Origin of the sequence: Cupriavidus malaysiensis (assembly GCF_001854325.1) — a bacterium.
Taxonomy (GTDB): Bacteria; Pseudomonadota; Gammaproteobacteria; order Burkholderiales; family Burkholderiaceae; genus Cupriavidus; species Cupriavidus malaysiensis.
In genome coordinates, this window is sequence record NZ_CP017754.1 from 474,750 (window position 1) to 493,746 (window position 18,997).

Annotated in this window: 17 protein-coding genes; 1 reads left to right on the forward strand and 16 read right to left on the reverse strand. The window is 71.9% G+C overall.

Going from position 1 to position 18,997, the window contains the following annotated elements; all coding sequences use genetic code 11:
• Positions 1 to 10: 10 nt before the first annotated feature.
• From BKK80_RS01925 to BKK80_RS02000, 16 genes are all read right to left on the reverse strand, one after another.
• Complete coding sequence (locus BKK80_RS01925) at positions 11 to 1,258, reverse strand: aspartate aminotransferase family protein (RefSeq protein WP_071070629.1); 1,248 nt, start codon at positions 1,256 to 1,258, stop codon at positions 11 to 13.
• Between the two features lie 179 nt (positions 1,259 to 1,437).
• Positions 1,438 to 2,508 (reverse strand): phosphotransferase, encoded by a 1,071-nt coding sequence (locus BKK80_RS01930; RefSeq protein ID WP_071068537.1) that lies wholly within the window; start codon positions 2,506 to 2,508, stop codon positions 1,438 to 1,440.
• A 62-nt stretch (positions 2,509 to 2,570) separates the two neighbouring features.
• Positions 2,571 to 3,599 carry a histone deacetylase family protein gene (locus tag BKK80_RS01935; RefSeq protein WP_071068538.1) on the reverse strand — a complete coding sequence of 343 codons (1,029 nt, stop codon included), beginning with the start codon at positions 3,597 to 3,599 and terminating at the stop codon, positions 2,571 to 2,573.
• Positions 3,596 to 4,321, reverse strand: coding sequence for a GntR family transcriptional regulator (locus tag BKK80_RS01940; RefSeq protein WP_071010631.1), 726 nt, complete (start codon positions 4,319 to 4,321; stop codon positions 3,596 to 3,598). The genes BKK80_RS01935 and BKK80_RS01940 overlap by 4 nt, the downstream gene beginning before the upstream one ends.
• A 2-nt stretch (positions 4,322 to 4,323) precedes the next feature.
• Positions 4,324 to 5,256 carry a DMT family transporter gene (locus tag BKK80_RS01945; protein ID WP_084545622.1) on the reverse strand — a complete coding sequence of 311 codons (933 nt, stop codon included), beginning with the start codon at positions 5,254 to 5,256 and terminating at the stop codon, positions 4,324 to 4,326.
• Positions 5,257 to 5,330: 74 nt separating this feature from the next.
• A complete protein-coding gene (locus BKK80_RS01950) occupies positions 5,331 to 6,749 on the reverse strand; it encodes an aspartate aminotransferase family protein (RefSeq protein ID WP_071068539.1) in 1,419 nt (472 codons plus the stop codon).
• 90 nt (positions 6,750 to 6,839) lie between these two features.
• A complete protein-coding gene (locus BKK80_RS01955; RefSeq protein ID WP_084545461.1) occupies positions 6,840 to 7,868 on the reverse strand; it encodes a 2-hydroxyacid dehydrogenase in 1,029 nt (342 codons plus the stop codon).
• Positions 7,865 to 9,535: a dipeptide ABC transporter ATP-binding protein gene (locus BKK80_RS01960; protein ID WP_071068540.1), complete on the reverse strand. Its 1,671-nt coding sequence runs from the start codon at positions 9,533 to 9,535 to the stop codon at positions 7,865 to 7,867. Before BKK80_RS01960 ends, BKK80_RS01955 begins: the two co-directional genes overlap by 4 nt.
• The gene (locus BKK80_RS01965) at positions 9,532 to 10,374 is read right to left on the reverse strand and encodes an ABC transporter permease (protein WP_071010634.1); all 843 of its coding nucleotides are present in this window, start codon (positions 10,372 to 10,374) and stop codon (positions 9,532 to 9,534) included. Before BKK80_RS01965 ends, BKK80_RS01960 begins: the two co-directional genes overlap by 4 nt.
• Entirely contained in the window at positions 10,371 to 11,345 is a 975-nt protein-coding gene (locus BKK80_RS01970; RefSeq protein ID WP_071010635.1) for an ABC transporter permease, read from the reverse strand. The genes BKK80_RS01965 and BKK80_RS01970 overlap by 4 nt, the downstream gene beginning before the upstream one ends.
• A 28-nt stretch (positions 11,346 to 11,373) precedes the next feature.
• Positions 11,374 to 12,939 (reverse strand): ABC transporter substrate-binding protein, encoded by a 1,566-nt coding sequence (locus BKK80_RS01975; RefSeq protein ID WP_071010636.1) that lies wholly within the window; start codon positions 12,937 to 12,939, stop codon positions 11,374 to 11,376.
• Between the two features lie 117 nt (positions 12,940 to 13,056).
• Positions 13,057 to 13,854: a class II aldolase/adducin family protein gene (locus BKK80_RS01980; protein ID WP_071010637.1), complete on the reverse strand. Its 798-nt coding sequence runs from the start codon at positions 13,852 to 13,854 to the stop codon at positions 13,057 to 13,059.
• Positions 13,855 to 14,372: 518 nt separating this feature from the next.
• Positions 14,373 to 15,185, reverse strand: a complete 813-nt coding sequence (locus BKK80_RS01985; RefSeq protein ID WP_083383901.1) for an amino acid ABC transporter ATP-binding protein — start codon at positions 15,183 to 15,185, stop codon at positions 14,373 to 14,375.
• Between the two features lie 70 nt (positions 15,186 to 15,255).
• Positions 15,256 to 15,906 carry an amino acid ABC transporter permease gene (locus BKK80_RS01990; RefSeq protein ID WP_071010638.1) on the reverse strand — a complete coding sequence of 217 codons (651 nt, stop codon included), beginning with the start codon at positions 15,904 to 15,906 and terminating at the stop codon, positions 15,256 to 15,258.
• A gap of 12 nt (positions 15,907 to 15,918) precedes the next feature.
• Positions 15,919 to 16,578 carry an amino acid ABC transporter permease gene (locus tag BKK80_RS01995; protein ID WP_071010639.1) on the reverse strand — a complete coding sequence of 220 codons (660 nt, stop codon included), beginning with the start codon at positions 16,576 to 16,578 and terminating at the stop codon, positions 15,919 to 15,921.
• A 147-nt stretch (positions 16,579 to 16,725) separates the two neighbouring features.
• Positions 16,726 to 17,520, reverse strand: a complete 795-nt coding sequence (locus BKK80_RS02000) for a transporter substrate-binding domain-containing protein (protein WP_071068541.1) — start codon at positions 17,518 to 17,520, stop codon at positions 16,726 to 16,728.
• 521 nt (positions 17,521 to 18,041) lie between these two features.
• Here BKK80_RS02000 and BKK80_RS02010 point away from each other — a divergent pair.
• On the forward strand, positions 18,042 to 18,929 hold the full coding sequence (locus tag BKK80_RS02010; RefSeq protein ID WP_071010642.1) for a MurR/RpiR family transcriptional regulator: 888 nt from the start codon (positions 18,042 to 18,044) through the stop codon (positions 18,927 to 18,929).
• Positions 18,930 to 18,997: the final 68 nt, after the last annotated feature.

The window sequence follows — 18,997 nt, forward strand, 5'->3', positions numbered from 1 at the left end:
CTCGTGCCTTTCAAGCCTCCAGCGCGGCCGCCAGCGCTTCCACCAGCAGGTCGGCGTGCGCTTCGCCGAACACCAGCGGCGGCCGGATCTTCAGCACGTTGCCGTGCTCGCCGGCGCTGCTGACCAGCACGCCGCGCCGGCGCATGGCATTGACCACGCGCGCGGCGGCCGCGCCATCCGGCGCGCGCGCGGCATCGGTGCCGAGCAGTTCGACGCCGGTGAACAGGCCCGCTCCGCGCACGTCGCCGATGGCCGGGTGCAGGCGCGCCAGGTCGTCCAGCCGTGCGCGCAAGTAGGCGCCGACGCGCAGGGCGTTGGCCATCAGTCCTTCTCCTTCGATCACATCCAGCACCGCCATGCCGGCCGCCACCGCCACCGGGTTGCCGCCGAAGGTGTTGAAGTAGCGGCACTGGCTGCCGAAGGCGGCCATCACTTCGGGCCGCACCGCCACGCCGGCGAGCGGGTGGCCGTTGCCCATCGGCTTGCCCATGGTCACCAGGTCGGGCACCACGCCGTGGCGCAGGAAGCCCCACATCGCTTCGCCGGTACGGCCCAGGCCGGGCTGCACCTCGTCGGCGATGAAGAGGCCGCCGGCCGCGCGCATGGCGTCGACGGCTTCGGCCAGGAAGCCGGGCGGGTCGGTCAGGATGCCGTCGCTGGAGAAGACCGTGTCGACCAGCAGGGCGGCGGGACGCAGGCCGCTCGCCTGCAGCTCGGCGATGGCGGCGCGCACGCGGCGCGCGAAGGCCGGGCCGACCTGCTCCGGCGGCAGGCGCGGATCGGGCGCGGGCACGGTGCGCACATGGCTGCCCAGCCGCACCTGCGTGCCCAGCGAGGGCGAGGCCTCGGCCAGCGCGGCGGTGACGCCGTGATAGGCGAAGCGGGTGATGACCAGGCCGTTGCCGCCGGTGTGGGCGGCGGCGATGCGCAGCGCCAGGTCGTTGGCTTCGCTGCCGGTGCAGGTCAGCATCAGGTGGCCGAGCGCGGCCGGCATGGTGCCGAGCAGGCGCTCGGCGTAGTCGAGGATGCCGTCGTGCAGGTAGCGCGTGTGCGTGTTGAGCGTGGCGGCCTGGCGCGCGATGGCTGCGACCACGTGCGGATGGCAGTGGCCGACCGCGGCGACGTTGTTGTAGGCGTCGAGATAGCGCCGCCCGTGCGCGTCGACCAGCCACACGCCTTCGCCGCGCACCAGGTGCAGCGGCTCCTGGTAGAACAGCCGGTAGGCGGGGCCGAGCAGGCGCGCGCGGCGCGCCAGCATGGCCTGCGTCCCGGCCGCTTCGTTGGCTTCGTCGGCTTCGCTGGCTTCGCTGGCTTCGTTGGCTTGGCTTGCTGCGCTTGCGTGGAGAGTTGGCATGGCTTGCATGGTTTCCGTGGCTCGCTTCGTTTCACCGGACGGTTGCGTCCGCTGTATCCGGACCGGCGCCGCTGGGGCGCCGCTCATGCCAGCTCGCAGCGGCGCGCCAGCACGCTGGCCGCCTGGCCCGGGGCGATCGCCGTGCAGGCCTCCAGCCGCTGCCAGGAGATGGCGTTGTTGCGCATCAGGTAGGCCGCGTTGGCCGGCTCGCGCGCGGCGCGCCAGCCGCTGATGGCCACCACCATCACCAGGCGCGCCTGCAGCAGGTCGAACAGCACCGCGACCTCGTCGGCGGCGAGCGGCAGCACCTCGTGGTAGGCGCCGACGAAATCGGCCAGCGCGCCCAGCGTGTCGCCCGCGGGGTCGACCTGGTAGGCCGCCGCCACCGCCAGGTCGTTGACCAGGGGCGCGTGCACCATGTCGCCGAAATCGAGGATGCCGGCGATGCGCGCGTGGTCGGCGGGGTCCACCAGCACGTTGTACAGGTTGAGGTCGTTGTGGATGGGCTGGCGCCGCAGTGTCGGCAGCAGCGGCTTGACGCGCATGCTGAAGCGGTCGAGCACGCGCAGCGCCATGGCGCGCCGCTGCGGATCCGCCACGTGTTCGAGCAGCGCGCGCACTTCGTCGGCGCGCTGGATGTCCCACGGCAGCGCGAGTTCGCCGGCGGGGTGGCGCAGCTCGCGCAGCGCCAGGTCCAGCCGCGCCAGCGTGCGCGCCAGCGCGCGCGCCTGGGCGGGGCTGCGTGCGGCCTTGGGCAGCGGCTCGCCGTCCAGGTAGCTGAACAGCCGCACCACGCGCGCGGTGCCGTCGGGCGCGGTGGCCTGCAGCGAGGCGCGCCCGTCGACGGTGGGCTCGATGCGCTGCACCGGCAGCAGCGGGTCGGTGGCGGCGACATGCAGCAGCGCCTGGGTCTGGAAGTCGGCCACCAGCGCGGACTCCGCCGGGTGCGAGATCTTCAGCATGAAGCGGCGCGCGCGCGTGCCGCCGTGGCCGGCATCGGCCTCGAGCAGGAAGTTGCTGTCGCGCTCGCCGCTCAGCACGCTCAGGCGTCCGGTCAGCCCGTAGTGCCAGGCGGCCAGCGTCTGCGCCCATTCGAGCGGCACCTTGCGCACGGTGTCGCTCAGCACCGCGGTACCGGCCGCCGTGCTTGCCATGCCTGCCGCGCCAGGTGGCCGCGCCGCCGGTCCCGCCGCCTCTGCCACCTCTGCCCGCGCACTCATGCCGCCCCCTCGAAGCCGCGCAGCGCGCTCGACAGGTTGGGGCCGAGATCGTCGGACAGGTAGCCGCCTTCCTGCACCAGCACCGTGGGCAGGCCGAGCCGGGCGATCTCCGCCGTGATGCGGGCGAAGCCCGGCGTGGTCACCGCCAGGGCCTGGTAGGGGTCGCGTTCGTGGGCGTCGAGCCCGAGCGCCACCACCAGCGCGCCCGGCGCGAAGGCGCGCAGCGTGTCGCAGGCGCCGCGCAGCGCGGCCAGGTAGGCCTCGTCGCCGGTGCCGCGCGCCAGCGGCAGGTTGAGGTTGTAGCCCAGGCCGTCGCCCTCGCCCTTCTCGTGGGCGTGTCCGGTGAAGAAGGGCGTGAACAGGCGCGGATCGCCGTGCAGCGAGATGGTCAGCACGTCGGCGCGGCGGTAGAAGATGCCCTGGGTGCCGTTGCCGTGGTGCATGTCGATGTCGAGGATGGCCACGCGGGCGTGCCACTGGCGCAGGTGCTGCGCGGCGATGGCGACGTTGTTCAGGTAGCAGAAGCCGTTGGCGCGGTCGACGTAAGCGTGGTGGCCGGGCGGGCGGCACAGCGCGTAGACGGCGCGCTCGCCGTCGGCGACCAGTTGCGCGGCATGGGTGGCGACCTCGGCCGAGGCGGTGGCCGCGCGCCAGGTGGCGGGCCCGATCGAGCAGGCCGCGTCGCCCATGTGGTAGCCGGCCTGGCCGACGATGCTGTCGGGGTAGGTGAAGGGCTGGCCGGGGAAGGGGTGGATGTTGGGCAGCACCTCTTCGGAGGCATCGCCCAGTTCCTGCCAGCGCGCGTACGCCGTTTCCAGGAAGCGCAGGTACTCGGGCGTGTGCACCGCGGCGCGCGGTGCGGCGCCGTAGGCCGCCGGCGCCACCACGGCGTGGCCGCCGGCCTTCACCGCGGCGAGCAGCCGCTGCGCGCGCTCGGGCTGTTCGTTGCTGCGCTTAAAGCGGCCGCGCACCAGGAACTGGCGCGGATCGTGGTCGAGATGCTGGTCGCTGTAGACGACTTTCATGGGGCGGGCTCCTTGGGGGGGATCGGTGCCGTGCCCTGCTTCTGCATGAACACAGCGCGCAAATGGGTGTGTGCATCCTCGATATGGAAGCGCAGGGCGGCGGCCGCGGCCTGCTCGTCGCGCTGCCCGACCGCGCGCGCGATCGGGCGGTGGGTCTCGGCCACCACGCGCGGATCGGCGTAGACGCGGTCGATCAGCGCCACCACCATGCGGATCTCGGTCTGCATGTTGACGAACACGCGGTGCAGGTAGGCGTTGCCGGACAGCTCGCACAGGTAGGTGTGGAAGCCCAGGTCGCGCGCCACGCGCTCGGACTGGGGCAGCGAGTCGGCGTCGCGCACCATCTCGTCGACCATCTGCATCAGGCGCGCCAGGCCGGCGTCGGAGGCCTGGCGGCAGGCCAGCGACACCGCCATCAGCTCCAGGTTCAGGCGCAGCTGGAACAGGTCGTCGATCTCGCGCGTGGTGATGGTGCGCACCGCGAAGCCGTGGCGCGGGCGCGCCACCAGCACGCCCTGGCGCTCCAGCCGGCGCGCGGCCTCGCGCACCGGCGCGCGGCTGACGTTCATGCGGCGCGCGATCTCGGCCTCGACGATGCGGCTGCCGGGCGGCAGGCGGCCCTCCACGATGGCCTGGGTGAGCTGGGCCTCGACGGCGGCCACCAGGTCGGACACCTCGATCGAGGAGAAGGCGGGCAGGTCGTCAAGCGTTGCGGTAGACATCGTCAATCCTCTCGGCGCGGTGCCAGCGTGCTGCGCCAAGCCAGGAAGCCGCCGGATAGCATGATCAGGGCGATGCCCGCGAGCGCGATGGCATCGGGCGGGCGCTGGAAGACGAAGCTGCTGAGGAGCACCGCGAGCAGCAGTTGAAAGTAGTTCAGCGGCGCCAGCGTGGCGGCCGCGACGCGGCGGAAGGCCGCCAGCAGCAGCAATTGTGCCGCGCCGCTGCACAGGCCGCCGGCGAACATCAGCGCCAGCTCGGGCCAGGGCGGCAGCGGCTCGGGCAGCAGCGCCAGCGCCGGCACGCCGGTCAGCACCAGGCAGGCCAGCGCGGTGGAAGCGTACAGCACCGGCGCCTCCACCTGCGCGGCCAGGCGCCGCGTGAGCAGCTGGAAGACGGCGTAGCAGACCGCCGACACCGCCATCAGCAGCGTGCCCAGCGCCGGCAGGTCGCTGCCGGGGCGCACGATCAGCAGCATGCCGACGAAGCCGGCCAGCACCGCCACCCACTGCGCCGGCCGCACGCGCTCGCCGAGCAGCCAGGGCGACAGCGCCACCATGATCAGCGGCGCGGTGAAGTAGATCGCGGTGGCCTCGGCCAGCGGCATCCACAGCAGCGCCGCCATGAAGCAGGTGGCGACGATGGCCAGCGCGGTGCCGCGCGCCAGCAGCAGCCCCTTGCAGGGAATCGCGCGCAGCGGCGGCATGCCGCTGCGCAGCAGCCAGGCCAGGGCGATGGCGCTGACGGCCAGGTAGCGCGTCAGGTTCATCAGGGTGGCGGCGTGCGTGCGCAGCATCCATTTGCAGAAGGCGTCGTAGCTGGCGAAGGCCAGCAGCGCGCAGAAGAACAGCGCGATGCCCCGGCGGCGCCGCGCCGCGGCCTGCGCCGCCGTCAGCGCGGGCGCTGGCGCGGCGGCACCTGCCACGGCACCTGCCACAGCGCCCGCCACAGCGCCCGCCACAGCGCCCGCCGCCAGCGGGACCGCGCCGCCGTGCAGGCTCGCGTCCGGCTTCACGCCGTGGCTCCGCTGGCCGCTGCCTCCCCGGCGAGGGTGGCCTCGAGCCGGTCCAGCGCGCGCCCGAAGCGCGCCAGCATGTCGTCGATCTGCGCGGCAGTGATGATCAGCGGCGGGCAGAAGGCGATGGCGTCGCCCATGGCGCGCACGATCAGGCCCTCTTCCTGCGCGAGCCGGGCCAGGCGCGCGCCGACCTTGGCGGCCGGCGGGAAGGGCCGTCCGCTGGCGCGGTCCGCCACCAGCTCCACCGCGCCGATCAGGCCGATGCCGCGCACCTCGCCCACCCAGGGCCGCTGCGCCAGCGCGCGCAGGCCCTGCTGGAAGCGCGGCGCCACCTCGGCCACGTGCGCCAGGATGTTCTCGTCGGCATAGACGCGCAGCGTCTCCAGCGCCACCGCGGTGGCCACCGGATGGCCCGAATAGGTGAAGCCGTGGCCGAAGGTGCCGAGGCGCCCGCTGTTGGCGGCGATGGCTTCGTGCACGCGCGCGCTGACCATCACCGCCGAGATCGGCTGGTAGCCGGAGGACAGTGCCTTGGCGCAGGTGAGGATGTCGGGGCGCAGGCCGAAGGTGGTCGAGCCGAACATGGCGCCGGTGCGGCCGAAGCCGCAGATCACCTCGTCGGCGATCAGCAGCACGTCGTGACGGCGCAGCACGGCCTGGATCCTGTCGAAGTAGGTGGCGGGCGGCACGATCACGCCGCCCGCGCCCATCACCGGCTCGGCGATGAAGGCGCCGACGGTGTCGGGGCCTTCGGCGAGGATGCGCGCCTCCAGCTCCTCGGCCAGGCGCGTGGCGAAGGCTTCCTCGCTCTCGCCGGGCAGCGCCTCCCGGTAGTGGTGCGGGCAGCCCACGTGCAGGATGCGCGCGATCGGCAGGTCGAAGTCCTGGTGGTTGGCGGGCAGGCCGCTCAGGCTGGCGGCCGCCACCGTCACGCCGTGGTAGGCGCGCCGGCGCGCGATGATCTTCTTCTTGGCCGGGCGGCCGCTCGCGTTGTGGTAGTACCAGACCAGCTTGACGGCGCTGTCGTTGGCCTCCGAGCCGGAGTTGGCGAAGAACACCTTGGACATCGGCACCGGCGCCAGCGCCAGCAGCGCCTGCGCCAGTTCGATGGCGGCGGGGTTCGAGCGGTGGTTGAAGGTGTGGTAGTAGGGCAGCGTGCGCAGCGCGCGCACGCCGGCCTCGATCACGCGCGCGTGGCTGAAGCCGAGCGCGCTGCACCACAGCCCGGACATGCCCTCCAGGTAGCGCCGGCCCTGGTCGTCTTCGACGAAGATGCCGTCGCCGCGCGTGATCACCAGCGGGCCCACCTCGGGATGCGCCGCCAGGTTGGTGAAGGGATGCAGGTGGGCGGCGATGTCGCCGGCGGCGAGGCTGGCATGCCGGTCGGCAAGTCGGTCGGGGGCGGTGTCCATGCTGGCGGGTCTCCTTGTGGTTGGCATCGCGGATCGTGATCGGTGGTCGTCAGGCGTTACTCGTCAGGACTCAGTCGTCGCAGGCCGCCATCAATAGCCTTGCGCCGGGTCGACCGCGGCCGGCGGGCGCAGGCCGCGGCGCGCCAGCGCGAGGTTGTCCAGCGTCTGGCGCGCGATGACGGCGGCATCGGTGCGCGTGGCCACGTGCGGCGTGACGACGATGCGCGGGTGATGCCAGAACGGATGGCCGGCCGGCAGCGGTTCCTGCACGAAGGCGTCCAGCGTGGCGGCGCCGAGCTGGCCCGTGGCGAGCGCGGCCAGCAGGGCGTCCTCGTCCAGGTGGGCGCCGCGCCCGACATTGACCACGTGCGCGCCGCGCGGCAGCCGTGCGAACACCTCGGCGCAGAGGAAGCCGCGCGTCTGCTCGGTCAGCGGCAGCAGGCACACCAGGGTGTCGCAGCCGGACAGGAAGGCGTCCAGGCCGGCGGCGCCGTGGAAGCACTCGACCTGCGCCGGCGCTGCCGGCCGCGGCGTGCGGCTCCAGCCGCGCACCGCATAGCCCAGCGCCAGCAGCGCGCGCGCGCAGGCTTCGCCGAGCGTGCCGAGGCCGGCGATGCCGACGCGATGGCGCGCCGGCGGCACGATGGGCTCTTCCTGCCAGCGGCCGGCGGCGGCGCTGGCGAGGTAGGCGTCCATGGCGCGCTGGCGGTGGATCACCGCCCAGGCCACATAGGCGGCCATGCCGCCGGCCATGGTGGGGTCGACGATGCGGCACAGCAGCGGCGCGCGCCGCGCCTCCCCGGCGGGCAGGTGGTCGATGCCGGCGGCCAGGGACTGCACCAGGCGCAGGCGCGGCAGCGTGGCCAGCAGGCCCGGCGGCGGATACCAGCACACCGCCGCGTCGATGCGCTCGGGCGCGCCGAGCGCGTCGGCGTAGCGCAGTTCGGTGCCGGGGCAGGCCGCTTCGAAGGCGGGCGCCAGGTAGCGCATGTCGAGCACGCTGCTGAGCAGGGCGATGACCGGCGGCGCGGCGTCGCGCGGCGCGTCGGGCGCCTCGGGCGCCTCGGGCGCGGCGGCGAGGTTCGCGGAGGCCAGCGGGGATGCGATGGCGCCGTTCATGCCGCGGCCCTCTCGCGGTACGGCGCGCCGTCCGCCCGCCCGGACGGCGGCGGCTCGGGCGCCGGGCGCGCCAGGCGCGGGATGGCCTCGATCAGGCGGCGCGTATAGGCATGCTGCGGATCGCCCAGCACGCGCGCGGTCTCGCCATACTCGACCATCTCGCCGCGCTGCATGACCGCGATGTGGTCGCACATCTGCGCCGCCACGCGCAGGTCGTGGGTGATGAAGACCATGGCGAGCTGGAACTGCTCGCGCACCTGGGCGAACAGTTCCAGCACCTGCGCCTGCACCGAGACGTCGAGCGCGGACACCGGCTCGTCGGCGATCAGCAGCGCCGGGCGCATGGCCAGCGCGCGCGCGATGCCGATGCGCTGGCGCTGCCCGCCGGAGAATTCGTGCGGATAGCGTTCGGCGGCCTCGGGGCCGAGGCCGACCAGGCCCAGCAGTTCGACCGCGCGCGCGAGTGCCTGCTCGCGCGGCACGCCCTGGGCGATCGGGCCGGCGGCGATGGCGGCGCCGATGCGATGGCGCGGATTGAGCGAGGCGTAGGGATCCTGGAACACCATCTGGATCTGCCCGGCGGCATGCCGCGGCACGCTGCCGCCGGCCGCCAGGGTGCGGCCGTTGACCACCACGCGTCCGCCGTTGAAGGGGGCCAGCCCGGCGATGCAGCGGCCCACGGTGGACTTGCCCGAGCCCGATTCGCCGACCAGGCCGAGGGTCTGGCCGCGCCACAGCTCGAAGCTGATGTCGCGCGCGGCCTGCACCTCGCGGCCGCGCTGCAGCAACCCGCCGCCGGAGCGGTAGGTCTTGCACAGGTCCTGCACCTGCAGCACGCGGTTGGCGTCGTCGGCGCGCGGCGCCGGCGCGCGTGCCTCGCCGCCGGGGATGGCGGCGATCAGGCGGCGCGTGTACTCGTGCTGCGGGGCGCGCAGCACGCGCGCGGCGGGGCCGCGCTCGACGATGCTGCCGGTCTGCATCACCACCACCTCGTCGGCGATCTCGGAGACCACGCCGAAGTCGTGGGTGATGAACAGCACCGCGGTGCCGCGCCGCTGCTGCAGCTCGCGCACCAGCTTGAGGATCTGCGCCTGGGTGGTGACGTCGAGCGCGGTGGTCGGCTCGTCGGCGATCAGCAGGCGCGGCTCCAGCACCATCGCGCTGGCGATCATCACGCGCTGGCGCTGGCCGCCCGACAGGCGGAAGGGATAGCTGTCGCAGAGCGCCGCCGGATCGGGCAGGCCGACGTCGGCGAGCGCGGCGAGGATGCGCCGGCGCTTCTCGGCGGCGGGCAGGCGCTGGTGCGCGTCGAACACCTCGGCGATCTGGTCGCCGATGCGCATGACAGGGTTGAGGGCGGTCATCGGCTCCTGGAACACCATGCCGAGGCGCTGGCCGCGCAGCGCGCGCAGCGCGGGCTCGGGCAGCGCCAGCAGGTCCTGGCCTTCGAACAGGATGCGCCCGGCCACCGGTTCCACGTGCGGGCGCGGCAGCAGGCCCATCACCGCGTTGGCGATCATCGACTTGCCGGAGCCGGATTCGCCCACCACGCACAGGGTCTGGCCGGCCTGCAGCGTCAGCGAGGCCTCGCGCACCGCCAGCGCGCGGTCGCCGCCGGCGGGCAGGCGGATGCTCAGGCCCTGGATATCGAGCACGGGTGCGTTCATCGTCCTCTCCCGCCCAGGCGCGTGTTGAGCGCGTCGTTGAGTCCTTCGCCGACCATGTTCAGCGCCAGCACCGTCAGCACGATGGCGGTGCCGGGGAACACTGCCATCCACCAGGCCTGGCGCAGCACCGTGCGCGCCTGGCCGACCATATAGCCCCAGCTCATGTGGTTGGGATCGCCCAGGCCCATGAAGCTCAGGCTGGATTCCAGCAGGATGGCGGTCGCCACCATCAGCGAGGCCATCACCACGATGGGCGAAGTGGCGTTGGGCAGGATCTGCGTGAGGATGATGCGCGGCGTCGATTCGCCGGCCAGGCGCGCGGCGGCGACGAAGTCGCGCTGGCGCAGGGTCAGGAACTCGCTGCGCACCAGGCGCGCCACCGGCGGCCAGGAGACCACCGCGATGGCCGTCACGATGGAGGCGATGGAGGGCTCGAAGATGGCCACCAGCACCAGCGCCAGCGCGAAGCTGGGCACGGCCTGGAACAGCTCGGTGAAGCGCATCAGCGCGGCATCGACCCAGCCGCCGAAGTAGCCCGACAGCGCCCCCAGCGTGACGCCGATGGCCAGCGAGACCACGGTGGAGACCAGCCCGATCAGCAGCGAGATGCGCGCGCCGTGGATCACGCCGGACAGGATGTCGCGCCCCATGGTGTCGGTGCCGAGCGCGAAGCCCGGCTGCTGCAGCGGATGCAGGAAGGGCTGCTGCGCCATCTCCCACGGATCGTTGCCGGCCAGCCAGGGACCGAACAGCGCCAGCACGGCCACCGCCGCCAGCACGGCGAGGCCCAGCAGCGCGGCCTTGTTGCGGCAGAAGCGCCGCCAGAATGTGTGGTTCATTTCAGTTCAATCCTCGGGTCGACCAGGGTGTAGACGAAGTCGGTGACGAAGTTGAAGGCCACGGCCATGGCGGCGGTCACCAGGAAGCAGCCCAGCAGCAGGTTGTAGTCGCGCTGCAGCAGCGCATCGAACATCAGGCGGCCGATGCCGGGCCAGGCGAACACGGTCTCGGTCAGCACCGCGCCGCCGATCATGCCGCCGGCCTGGATGCCGGCCAGCGTGACCACCGGCAGCAGCGCGTTGCGCAGGATGTGGGCGCGCTGGATGCGGCCCGGATGCAGGCCCTTGGCACGCGCCGTCTTGACGAAGTCCATCTGCGCCACCTCCAGCATCGAGGCGCGCGTCATGCGGGCGTAGACCGCCATGTAGAACAGCGCCAGCGTCAGCGCCGGCAGCACCAGGTGCTGGCCGATGTCGAGCGCGCGCGCCACGCCGTGCAGGTCGGCGCCGACGGTGGCGTAGCCGAAGCCCGGCAGCCAGTCGAAGCGCACCGAGCACAGCAGCACCGCCATCATCGCCAGCCAGTACAGCGGCGTGGCGTAGAACAGCAGCGACAGCACCGTGATGGCGCTGTCGACCCAGGTGCCGGCGCGACGGCTGGCCAGCGCGCCCAGCACCACGCCGAACAGCAGCGACAGCGCGAAGGCGGTGCCGGTCAGCAGCAGGGTGGCGGGCAGGCGCTCGACGATCAGGTCCAGCACCGGCCGCTGCTGCCGGTAGGAGAAGCCCAGGTCGAGCTGCGCCACGTGCACCAGGTACTTGCCGAGCTGCTGCGGCAGCGGCTGGTCGAGGCCGAACTGCGTGCGCAGCTGGGCCACGAACTGGGCGTCGGAGGCGCCCGATTCGCCGGCCATCACCGAGACCGGGTCGCCTGGCGCGGCACGGATCAGCAGGAAGTTGACGGTGGCGATGATGAGGATGGCGAGCACGCCCTGGATCAGGCGGCCCACGAGGCGTTGCGTGCGTTGCATGGCGTCGCTCCCGCGTACGGTGCCGGCCTCAGGCCAGCCAGGCCCGGCCCAGGCTGTCGTTGAGGCCGATGCCGGAGCTGATCAGGTTGTTGACGCGGCTGCGGTACAGGGTGGGGAAGTTGAGCTCGTGCATCCACACCACCGGCATCTCGTCGAGCAGGATCTTCTGCACCTGCTGGTAGATGGCGCCGCGCCTGGCGGGGTCCATCTCGCGCGCGCCGGCATGGAACAGCTCGTCGACCTTGGCGTTGCGGTAGCCCTCCACGTTGTTGAAGGGCGAGCCCTGGGCGATGTTGTCCGAGGTGTAGTTGCGCGCCACGCCCAGCGCCGGATCGCCGTACTGGTAGACGTAGGTGAAGGCGAGGTCGTAGTCCCACTTGTTGAGGCGCTCGCCCCAGCCGGCCACGTCGGTGGGCGTCATCTCGATCTTGATGCCGGCCTGCTGCAGGTTCTGCCGCACCATCTCGGCCGAGCGCTGCCAGGTCTCGCCGTAGGGCAGCGGCAGCAGGCGCAGGGTCTCGCCCTTGTAGCCGGACTCGGCCAGCAGCTGCTTGGCGCGCGCGAGGTCGCGCGGGTACTTGGCCACGTCGGTGCTGTAGAACTTGATGTGGCTGTTGAAGGGGCCGGTGGCGGTCTTGGCGAAGCCCTGCCAGGCCACGCGCGCGATGGCGTCGCGGTCGATGGCGAAGGCCAGCGCCTGGCGGAACTTGATGTTGTCCATCGGCGCCTTGCGGTGGTTGACCCACAGCCACGAGTGCGGCGCGAAGAATTCCCAGCCCTTGGTGCTGACCTGCACGCCCGGCAGCTTGGCCAGCCGCGCCACGTCGAAGTACTCGACCGCGCCGCCCGGCACCACGTCGACCTTGCCCGACTCGAAGGCGGCGGCGCGCGCGGCGGCGTCGGGGATCACGTGGAAGTAGACGCTGTCGACCAGCGGCACGTCGGCCTGGTGGTACTGCTCATTGCGCACCAGCTGGATGTAGGAGCCGCGCACCCACTCCTTGAACTTGAACGGGCCGGTGCCGATCGGCCTGGCGTTGGCCGGGTTGTTGAGGAAATCGGTGCCCTCGTAGAGGTGCTTGGGCACCATCGGCATCGAGCCCACTTCGAAGATGCCGAGGAAGGGGCTGAAGGGGTACTTCAGCTTGAACTCGACGGTGAGCGGGTCGAGCGCGCGGATGCTCTCCACCGCCGCCAGGTTGGCGCGCAGGCGCGCATGGGTCTTGCGCAGGAACACGTCGGCGGAGAACACCACGTCGGCGGCGGTGAAGGGCTTGCCGTCGTGCCAGGTGACGTTGGGCTTGAGCTTGAAGGTGTAGACCGTGCCGTTGCCGCCCACGGTCCAGGAGGTGGCCAGCGCCGGCAGCGGCTCGAGCTTGTCGTCGTAGCGCAGCAGGCCCTCGTAGATGTTGCCGGAGATGAGCTGGGTGGGGCCGTTCTGCGTGATGCCGATCATCAGCCCGGAAGGCTCCGGCTGCACCAGCGCGTTGATGATGCCGCCTTTCTTGCCGGCGGCCAGGACGTGGAGGGGAATGCCTGCGATCGACAGGCCGCTGGTGGCGGCGCCCAGCTTGAGCAGTTGGCGGCGGTTCATGGCGTGACTCTCCTAGGGGGCTGAGGATGGGGACGATGCGGAACAAGCGCCGCGGCGCGCCCGGATGCTGGCGGGCGCCGCGCGGGGTCAGGCGTGATCAAGCGTGATCAAGCGTGATCAAGCGTGGTAGGGCACCGGGGCGGCCGGCTCCAGGCGTTGCAGCAGCGCGCGCCATTCGCGCGCGTACGGGTCGGCGCTGCCGGCCAGGCGGTTGCTGTCGCCGCTCTCGTACTGCCGCGCGGTCTTCTCGCGGATCGCTTCCGGCACCGCGTAGACCGCTTCGCCGCTGGACTGGACGGCGAGCTGCACGCGGCAGGCGCGCTCCAGGTTGTGCATCAGGATGAAGGCCTCGGCGACGCTGCGGCCCAGCGTCAGCAGGCCGTGGTTGCGCAGGATCATGGCGCGCGCGGAGGGGCCGAGGTCGGCCACCAGGCGCTCGCGCTCGTCGTGGTCCAGCGCGATGCCTTCGAAGTCGTGGTAGACCACGCGGTCGTGGAACTGCAGCGCCCACTGGTTGCACGGCTGCAGGCCGCAGGCCAGCGAGGACACCGCCACGCCGGCCACCGTGTGGGTGTGCAGCACGCACAGGGCGTCGGGGCGTGCCGCGTGCACCGCGCTGTGGATGGTGAAGCCGGCCGGGTTGACGTCCTGCCCGGGCGCGCCGTCGACGATGTTGCCGTCGAGGTCGATGCACACCAGCGAGGAGGCGGTGATGTCGCGGAACAGGGTGCCGAAGGGGTTGATCAGGAAGCGGTCGTGCGTGCCGGGCACGCGCGCGGAGATATGCGTGTAGATGCTGTCGTCCATGCCGTAGTGCGCGACCAGCCGGTAGGCGGCGGCGAGGTCGGCGCGGACCTGCTGCTCGGCGTCGGAGCGGGGGGAGCGCGGGGTGGCGGTGGCGAGTTGGATGCCCATGTCTCGATTCCTTTCTGGTGCCTTGGTGGTGCCTTGGCGGCAGGTCTTCTGGCTCGGTTTTACGTCGATGGTCAACTGTCGACAGGATGATTCAAGACGCTCTGAGCCGAATCGTCAACTGTCGACAGCGTCGCGAAGCAATGCAGCAAGGTTCGGGCCAAGCGTTGCCGGGGTGGCCGCCGGCCCGTTGGAGATTTCCCTTAATCCTTTGATTTGCATGAAGATTCGCGCCAGCAGGCCGACGCCGCCCGGCACGGCCGGCGGGGTGGCGTGCCGGGCGGCGCTGCCTTGCGATGGTGCGATGCACCAGCTCCAGGTTCCGTCATGGGGCGGTCCGCAGGGGGCTGGCGGGAGGTGAAGGGGGACCGCCGGGGGGGCGGCGAAGGGAGCAGCGAAGGGGCAGCGAAGGGGCAGCGAAGGGGGGCGCCGGGAGGGGCTGCGGCGCGGCTACGGCGCCGCGCAGCGGAGGGGGCTGCGCCGGCGGTGGACGGGGCGGGCGGGAGGCTTCCCGCCGGCGCTCAGATCATCGACAGGAACTGCTTCAGCTCCGGCGTCTGCGGGCTGCCGAAGATGCGCTCGGGCGTGTCCACCTCGTGCACCTTGCCCTGGTGCATGAAGACCACGCGATCGCTGACCTTGCGCGCGAAGTTCATCTCGTGCGTGACCATGATCAGCGTCATGCCGTCGGCGGCGAGGCTCTCGACCACGCCGAGCACCTCGCCCACCAGTTCCGGGTCGAGCGCGGAGGTGATCTCGTCGCACAGCAGCACGGCCGGGTCCATCGCCAGCGCGCGGGCGATGGCCACGCGCTGCTGCTGGCCGCCGGAGAGCTGGTCGGGGTAGCTGTCGAACTTGTCGCCCAGGCCCACGCGCGCCAGCAGCGCGCGGGCGCGCCGCTCGGCCTCGGCCTTCGGCATGTCCTTGACCAGCGCGGGCGCCAGCATCACGTTGCGGCCGGCGCTGAGGTGGGGGAACAGGTTGAAGTTCTGGAAGATCATGCCGACGTTCTGGCGCAGCGCGCGCATCGCCTTGGCATCGTCGTGCCGCAGCGGCTGGCCGTCGACGGCCAGCCCGCCCTGCTGGAAGGCCTCGAGCCCGTTCACGCAGCGCAGCAGCGTGCTCTTGCCCGAGCCGCTGCGGCCGATGATGGTGACCACCTCGCGCCGGCCGATGCGCAGGTCGATGCCCTTGAGCACTTCGTTGTCGCCGTAGCGCTTGCGCAGGCCCTGGATGTCGACCAGGGCGAAGGGCGCGGCGGCGGGGACATCGCCCTGCTGCGAGGGGGCGGGGTGCGTGGCGGAAGCGGCCGGGCTGGAGATAGCGTCTTGCATGGGGAAACCTGTCTGCGGATGCGCGGTTGAAGATGGGGGCGAGGGGAGCGTGGGAGGAAGGGGGCGCCGCCTAGCGCTGCGGCCGCAGCCGCCGTTCGAGCTGGCGGCTCCACAGCGACAGCGGGAAGCACAGCGCGAAGTACAGCAGCGCCACGCAGCCGTAGGCGAGGAAGGGCTGGAAGGTGGCGTTCGAGATGATCTGGCCGGCCTTGGTCACCTCGACGAAGCCGATCACCGAGGCCAGCGCGGTGCCCTTGATCACCTGCACCAGGAAGCCCACGGTGGGCGCCACCGCCAGGCGCGCCGCCTGCGGCAGGATGACGTGGCGCAGCTGCTCGCCCAGGCTCATGGCCAGGCTGGCCGATGCCTCCCACTGCCCCTTCGGCACCGCGTTGACGCAGCCGCGCCAGATGTCGGTCAGGTAGGCGCCGGTATAGAGCGACAGGCACAGCGCGGCCGAGAACAGCGGCGAGGCGTCGACGCCGACCAGCGCCAGGCCGAAGTAGGCGAGGAAGAGCTGCATCAGCAGCGGGATGCCCTGGAACAGCTGCACATAGAGGGCCACGCCGCGTTCTGCGCCGGGCAGCCGGGCGATGCGCGCCACCAGCAGCGCCAGCCCCAGCACGCCGCCACCGACGAAGGCGATCAGCGACAGCCCGACGGTCCAGCGCAGCGCCAGCAGCAGGTTGCGCAGGATGTCCCAGAGAGAGAATTCGATCATGCCGGCACTCCTTCAGCGGCGGAAAACGAAGCGCGGCCCGATCCAGTTCAGCAGCTGGCGCAGCGCCGCGGCCAGCGCCAGGTAGGCGAGCGTGGCGACGATGTAGGACTCGAAATTGCGGAAGGTGCGGCTGGCGATCAGGTTGGCGGCGTACGACAGTTCCTCGGCCGAGATCTGGCTGCACACGGAAGAGCCGAGCATCACGATGATGATCTGGCCTACCAGCGCCGGCCACACGCGCGCCAGCGAGGGCGGCAGCACCACCCGCGTGAAGATCTGCCAGCGGTTCAGCGCCAGGCTCTGCGCGGCCTCGATCTGGCCGCGCGGCGTGGCGTCCAGCCCGGCGCGCACGATCTCGCAGGCATAGGCACCCAGGTTCAGCGTCATCGACAGCACGCAGGCCACTTCCGGCGACAGCCGCACGCCCAGCGAAGGCAGGCCGAAGAAGATGAAGAAGAGCTGGATGATGTAGGGCGTGTTGCGGATCAGCTCGACGTAGGCGCCGGCCAGGAAGCGCGCCCAGCCGGTGCCATGCAGGCGCAGCCAGGCGCAGCCGATGCCGGCGAGCGTGCCCAGCAGCGCCGACAGCGCGGTCAGCAGCACGGTCTGCAGCAGGCCGCGCAGCAGCATCGGCCACTGCGCGAAGACGGGGGTGAAGTCGAAAGAGATCATGCCTGGCATCGATAAGGCGGGGCGGCGCGCGGGGCGCGCCGCCGGGGAAGCGGGCGGGGAAGCGCGCTGGCACGCGGGCGCCGCGCCGTGGCCGCGCACCGCTGGCGGCGGTCCGCGCGGCACGGCGCCGCCCGGCGGCGGCCGTGCTTACTCGGGCAGTTCACCGGTACCACGGCCCAGCCACTTCTGCGCGTAGGTGTTGAGGGTGCCGTCGGTCTTGGCCTGGCGCAGGATGTCGTTGACCTTGGCCAGCAGCGTGGCGTCGCCCTTGCGCACGCCGACGAAGTTGGGCGAGTCCTTCAGCAGCAGCTTGTACTCGGCCTGCACCTGCGGGTGCTTCTGGATCGCCATCGCCGCCACCGCCGCGCCGGTGGCGATCAGCTGCGTCTGCTGCGAGACGAAGGCGGCCACGGTGGAGTTGTCGTCCTCGAAGCGCTGGATCTTCAGCGTGGGCGGCGCCACCTGCTGCAGCGCATCGTCCTGGATGGTGCCGCGCGTCACCGCGATGGTCTTGCCGCCCAGGTCGGCGAAGCTCTTGATGGAGAGCGACTTCGGCCCGAACACGGCCTGGTAGAACGGCGCGTAGGCCACGGAGAAGTCGATCACCTTGGCGCGCTCGGCGTTCTTGCCCAGCGCCGACACGATCAGGTCGATCTTCCGGGTCTGCAGGTAGGGGATGCGGTTGGGCGTGCTGACCGGCACCAGCTCGGCCTTGACGCCCATGCGGTCGGCGATCAGCTGGGCCACTGCCACGTCCAGGCCCTGCGGCTTCAGGTCCGGGCCCATGAAGCCGTAGGGCGCGAAGTCGACGGGGATGCCGATCGCGATCGACTTCTTGGCCATCACGGCCTGGAGCGAATCGTCGGCGCGTGCCGGTGCCATGGCGGTCAGCGCGGCACAGGCGAGCAGGCTGGCGGCGACGGTGAACTCTCTGCGTTTCATGAAAGACCTCTTGCGTTGGAATCGGAAGCAACGAAACCGCTGAGGCAAGTTGTGTGCCACTGCCGCAATGCCACCGCTGCGGCGCTTTCCCGCGAGCCTGCGCCTGCCAGGCGGGGCAAGGCCCGGCGGGGAGATGGCGCGCTGCGGCGAGGACTTGGCATCGAGATTGCTTGTACCGCGGCCAGGCGCTGGAACCGGTGTTTCATGCGGAAGAAACAGCGGGAATTCCCGTTTCAGTGCCGCACCGGCGCGTTCCGCCATGGTGCGCGCGCACAGAAATGAGGCGGCGCGCACCAAGGTATGCAGGCGCGGCCGCAGCGCATGCAAGGGTGCCGACGCTGACGCCTTGCGCGCGGCGGCGTGCAGCGGGGGATGCACCAAGGCACGCACCAAGGCACGCACCAAGGCACGCACCAAGGCACGCACCAAGGCGCGCACCAAGGCGCGTACCAAGGCCTGGCATGCGGCAACGCCTGCCAGGCCATCCGATGTCCAACCCAAGAGCCACCAATGAGCCACCCATGAGTACACATGAAGTGCTGGAAGCGCTGGAAGCACGCATCCGGCAACGCTATGGCGACCTCTCCGCGGCCGACCGCAAGCTCGCCGACGTGCTGCTGGCGCGCCAGCGGGAGCTGCTCAGCTACTCCGCCACCGAGCTGGCCGGACTGGCAGGCGTGTCCAAGGCCAGCGCGGCGCGTTTCTTCCGCCGCCTCGGCTACGCCGACTTCAGCGCCTTCCGCCAGAACCTGCGCGACCAGGTCTCGGCGCGCTCGCCGCTGCGCCAGCTGGAGCGTGGCGGGCCGCCGTCGGCGGCGCGCGGCGCGCCGTCGGCTCGGAGCGGGCTGGCGGCGCACGTGGAGCGCGATGCGCTGCGCCTGGCGGCGCTGCCCGAGCAGGTCGGCGAGCGCGCGCTGGGCGCGGCGCTCGACGCCCTGGCCGAGGCGCGCCGCGTCTGGGTGGTGGGCTACCGCAACAGCTACCTGGTGGCGATGCACGCGTGCGCGCTGCTGTCGCAAGGACGGCCCGACGTGGCCATGCTCAACGATGCGGCCGGCCAGGACGCCGAGCGCATCGCCGAGATCGAGCCGCGCGATGTGCTGCTGGCGGTGGACTTCCGCCGCCGCGCGCAGCGGCTGCCGGCGGTGGTCGGGCTGGCGCGCGAGGCCGGCGCCGGCTGCATCCTGCTGACCGACACACCGGTCTCCACGCTGGCGGCCGAGGCCGACGCCGTGCTCGGCTGCGCGCACCAGGGCGAACAGGTCTTCGATTCCTACGTGGCCGCGGTGAGCCTGGTCAATTACCTGGCCACGGCGGTGGTGACGCGCACGCGCAAGCGTGCGCGGGCGCGCATGCAGCGCATCGAACGCGCCCACGCCGTGCTGGCCGACCTGGAGGGACTCGCCTAGCGCGGCGTTACCCGTTCTCCCGTTTTCCCGTTCTCCCCGCTCGACCCGGTTCTCCGTCTTCTCGTTCC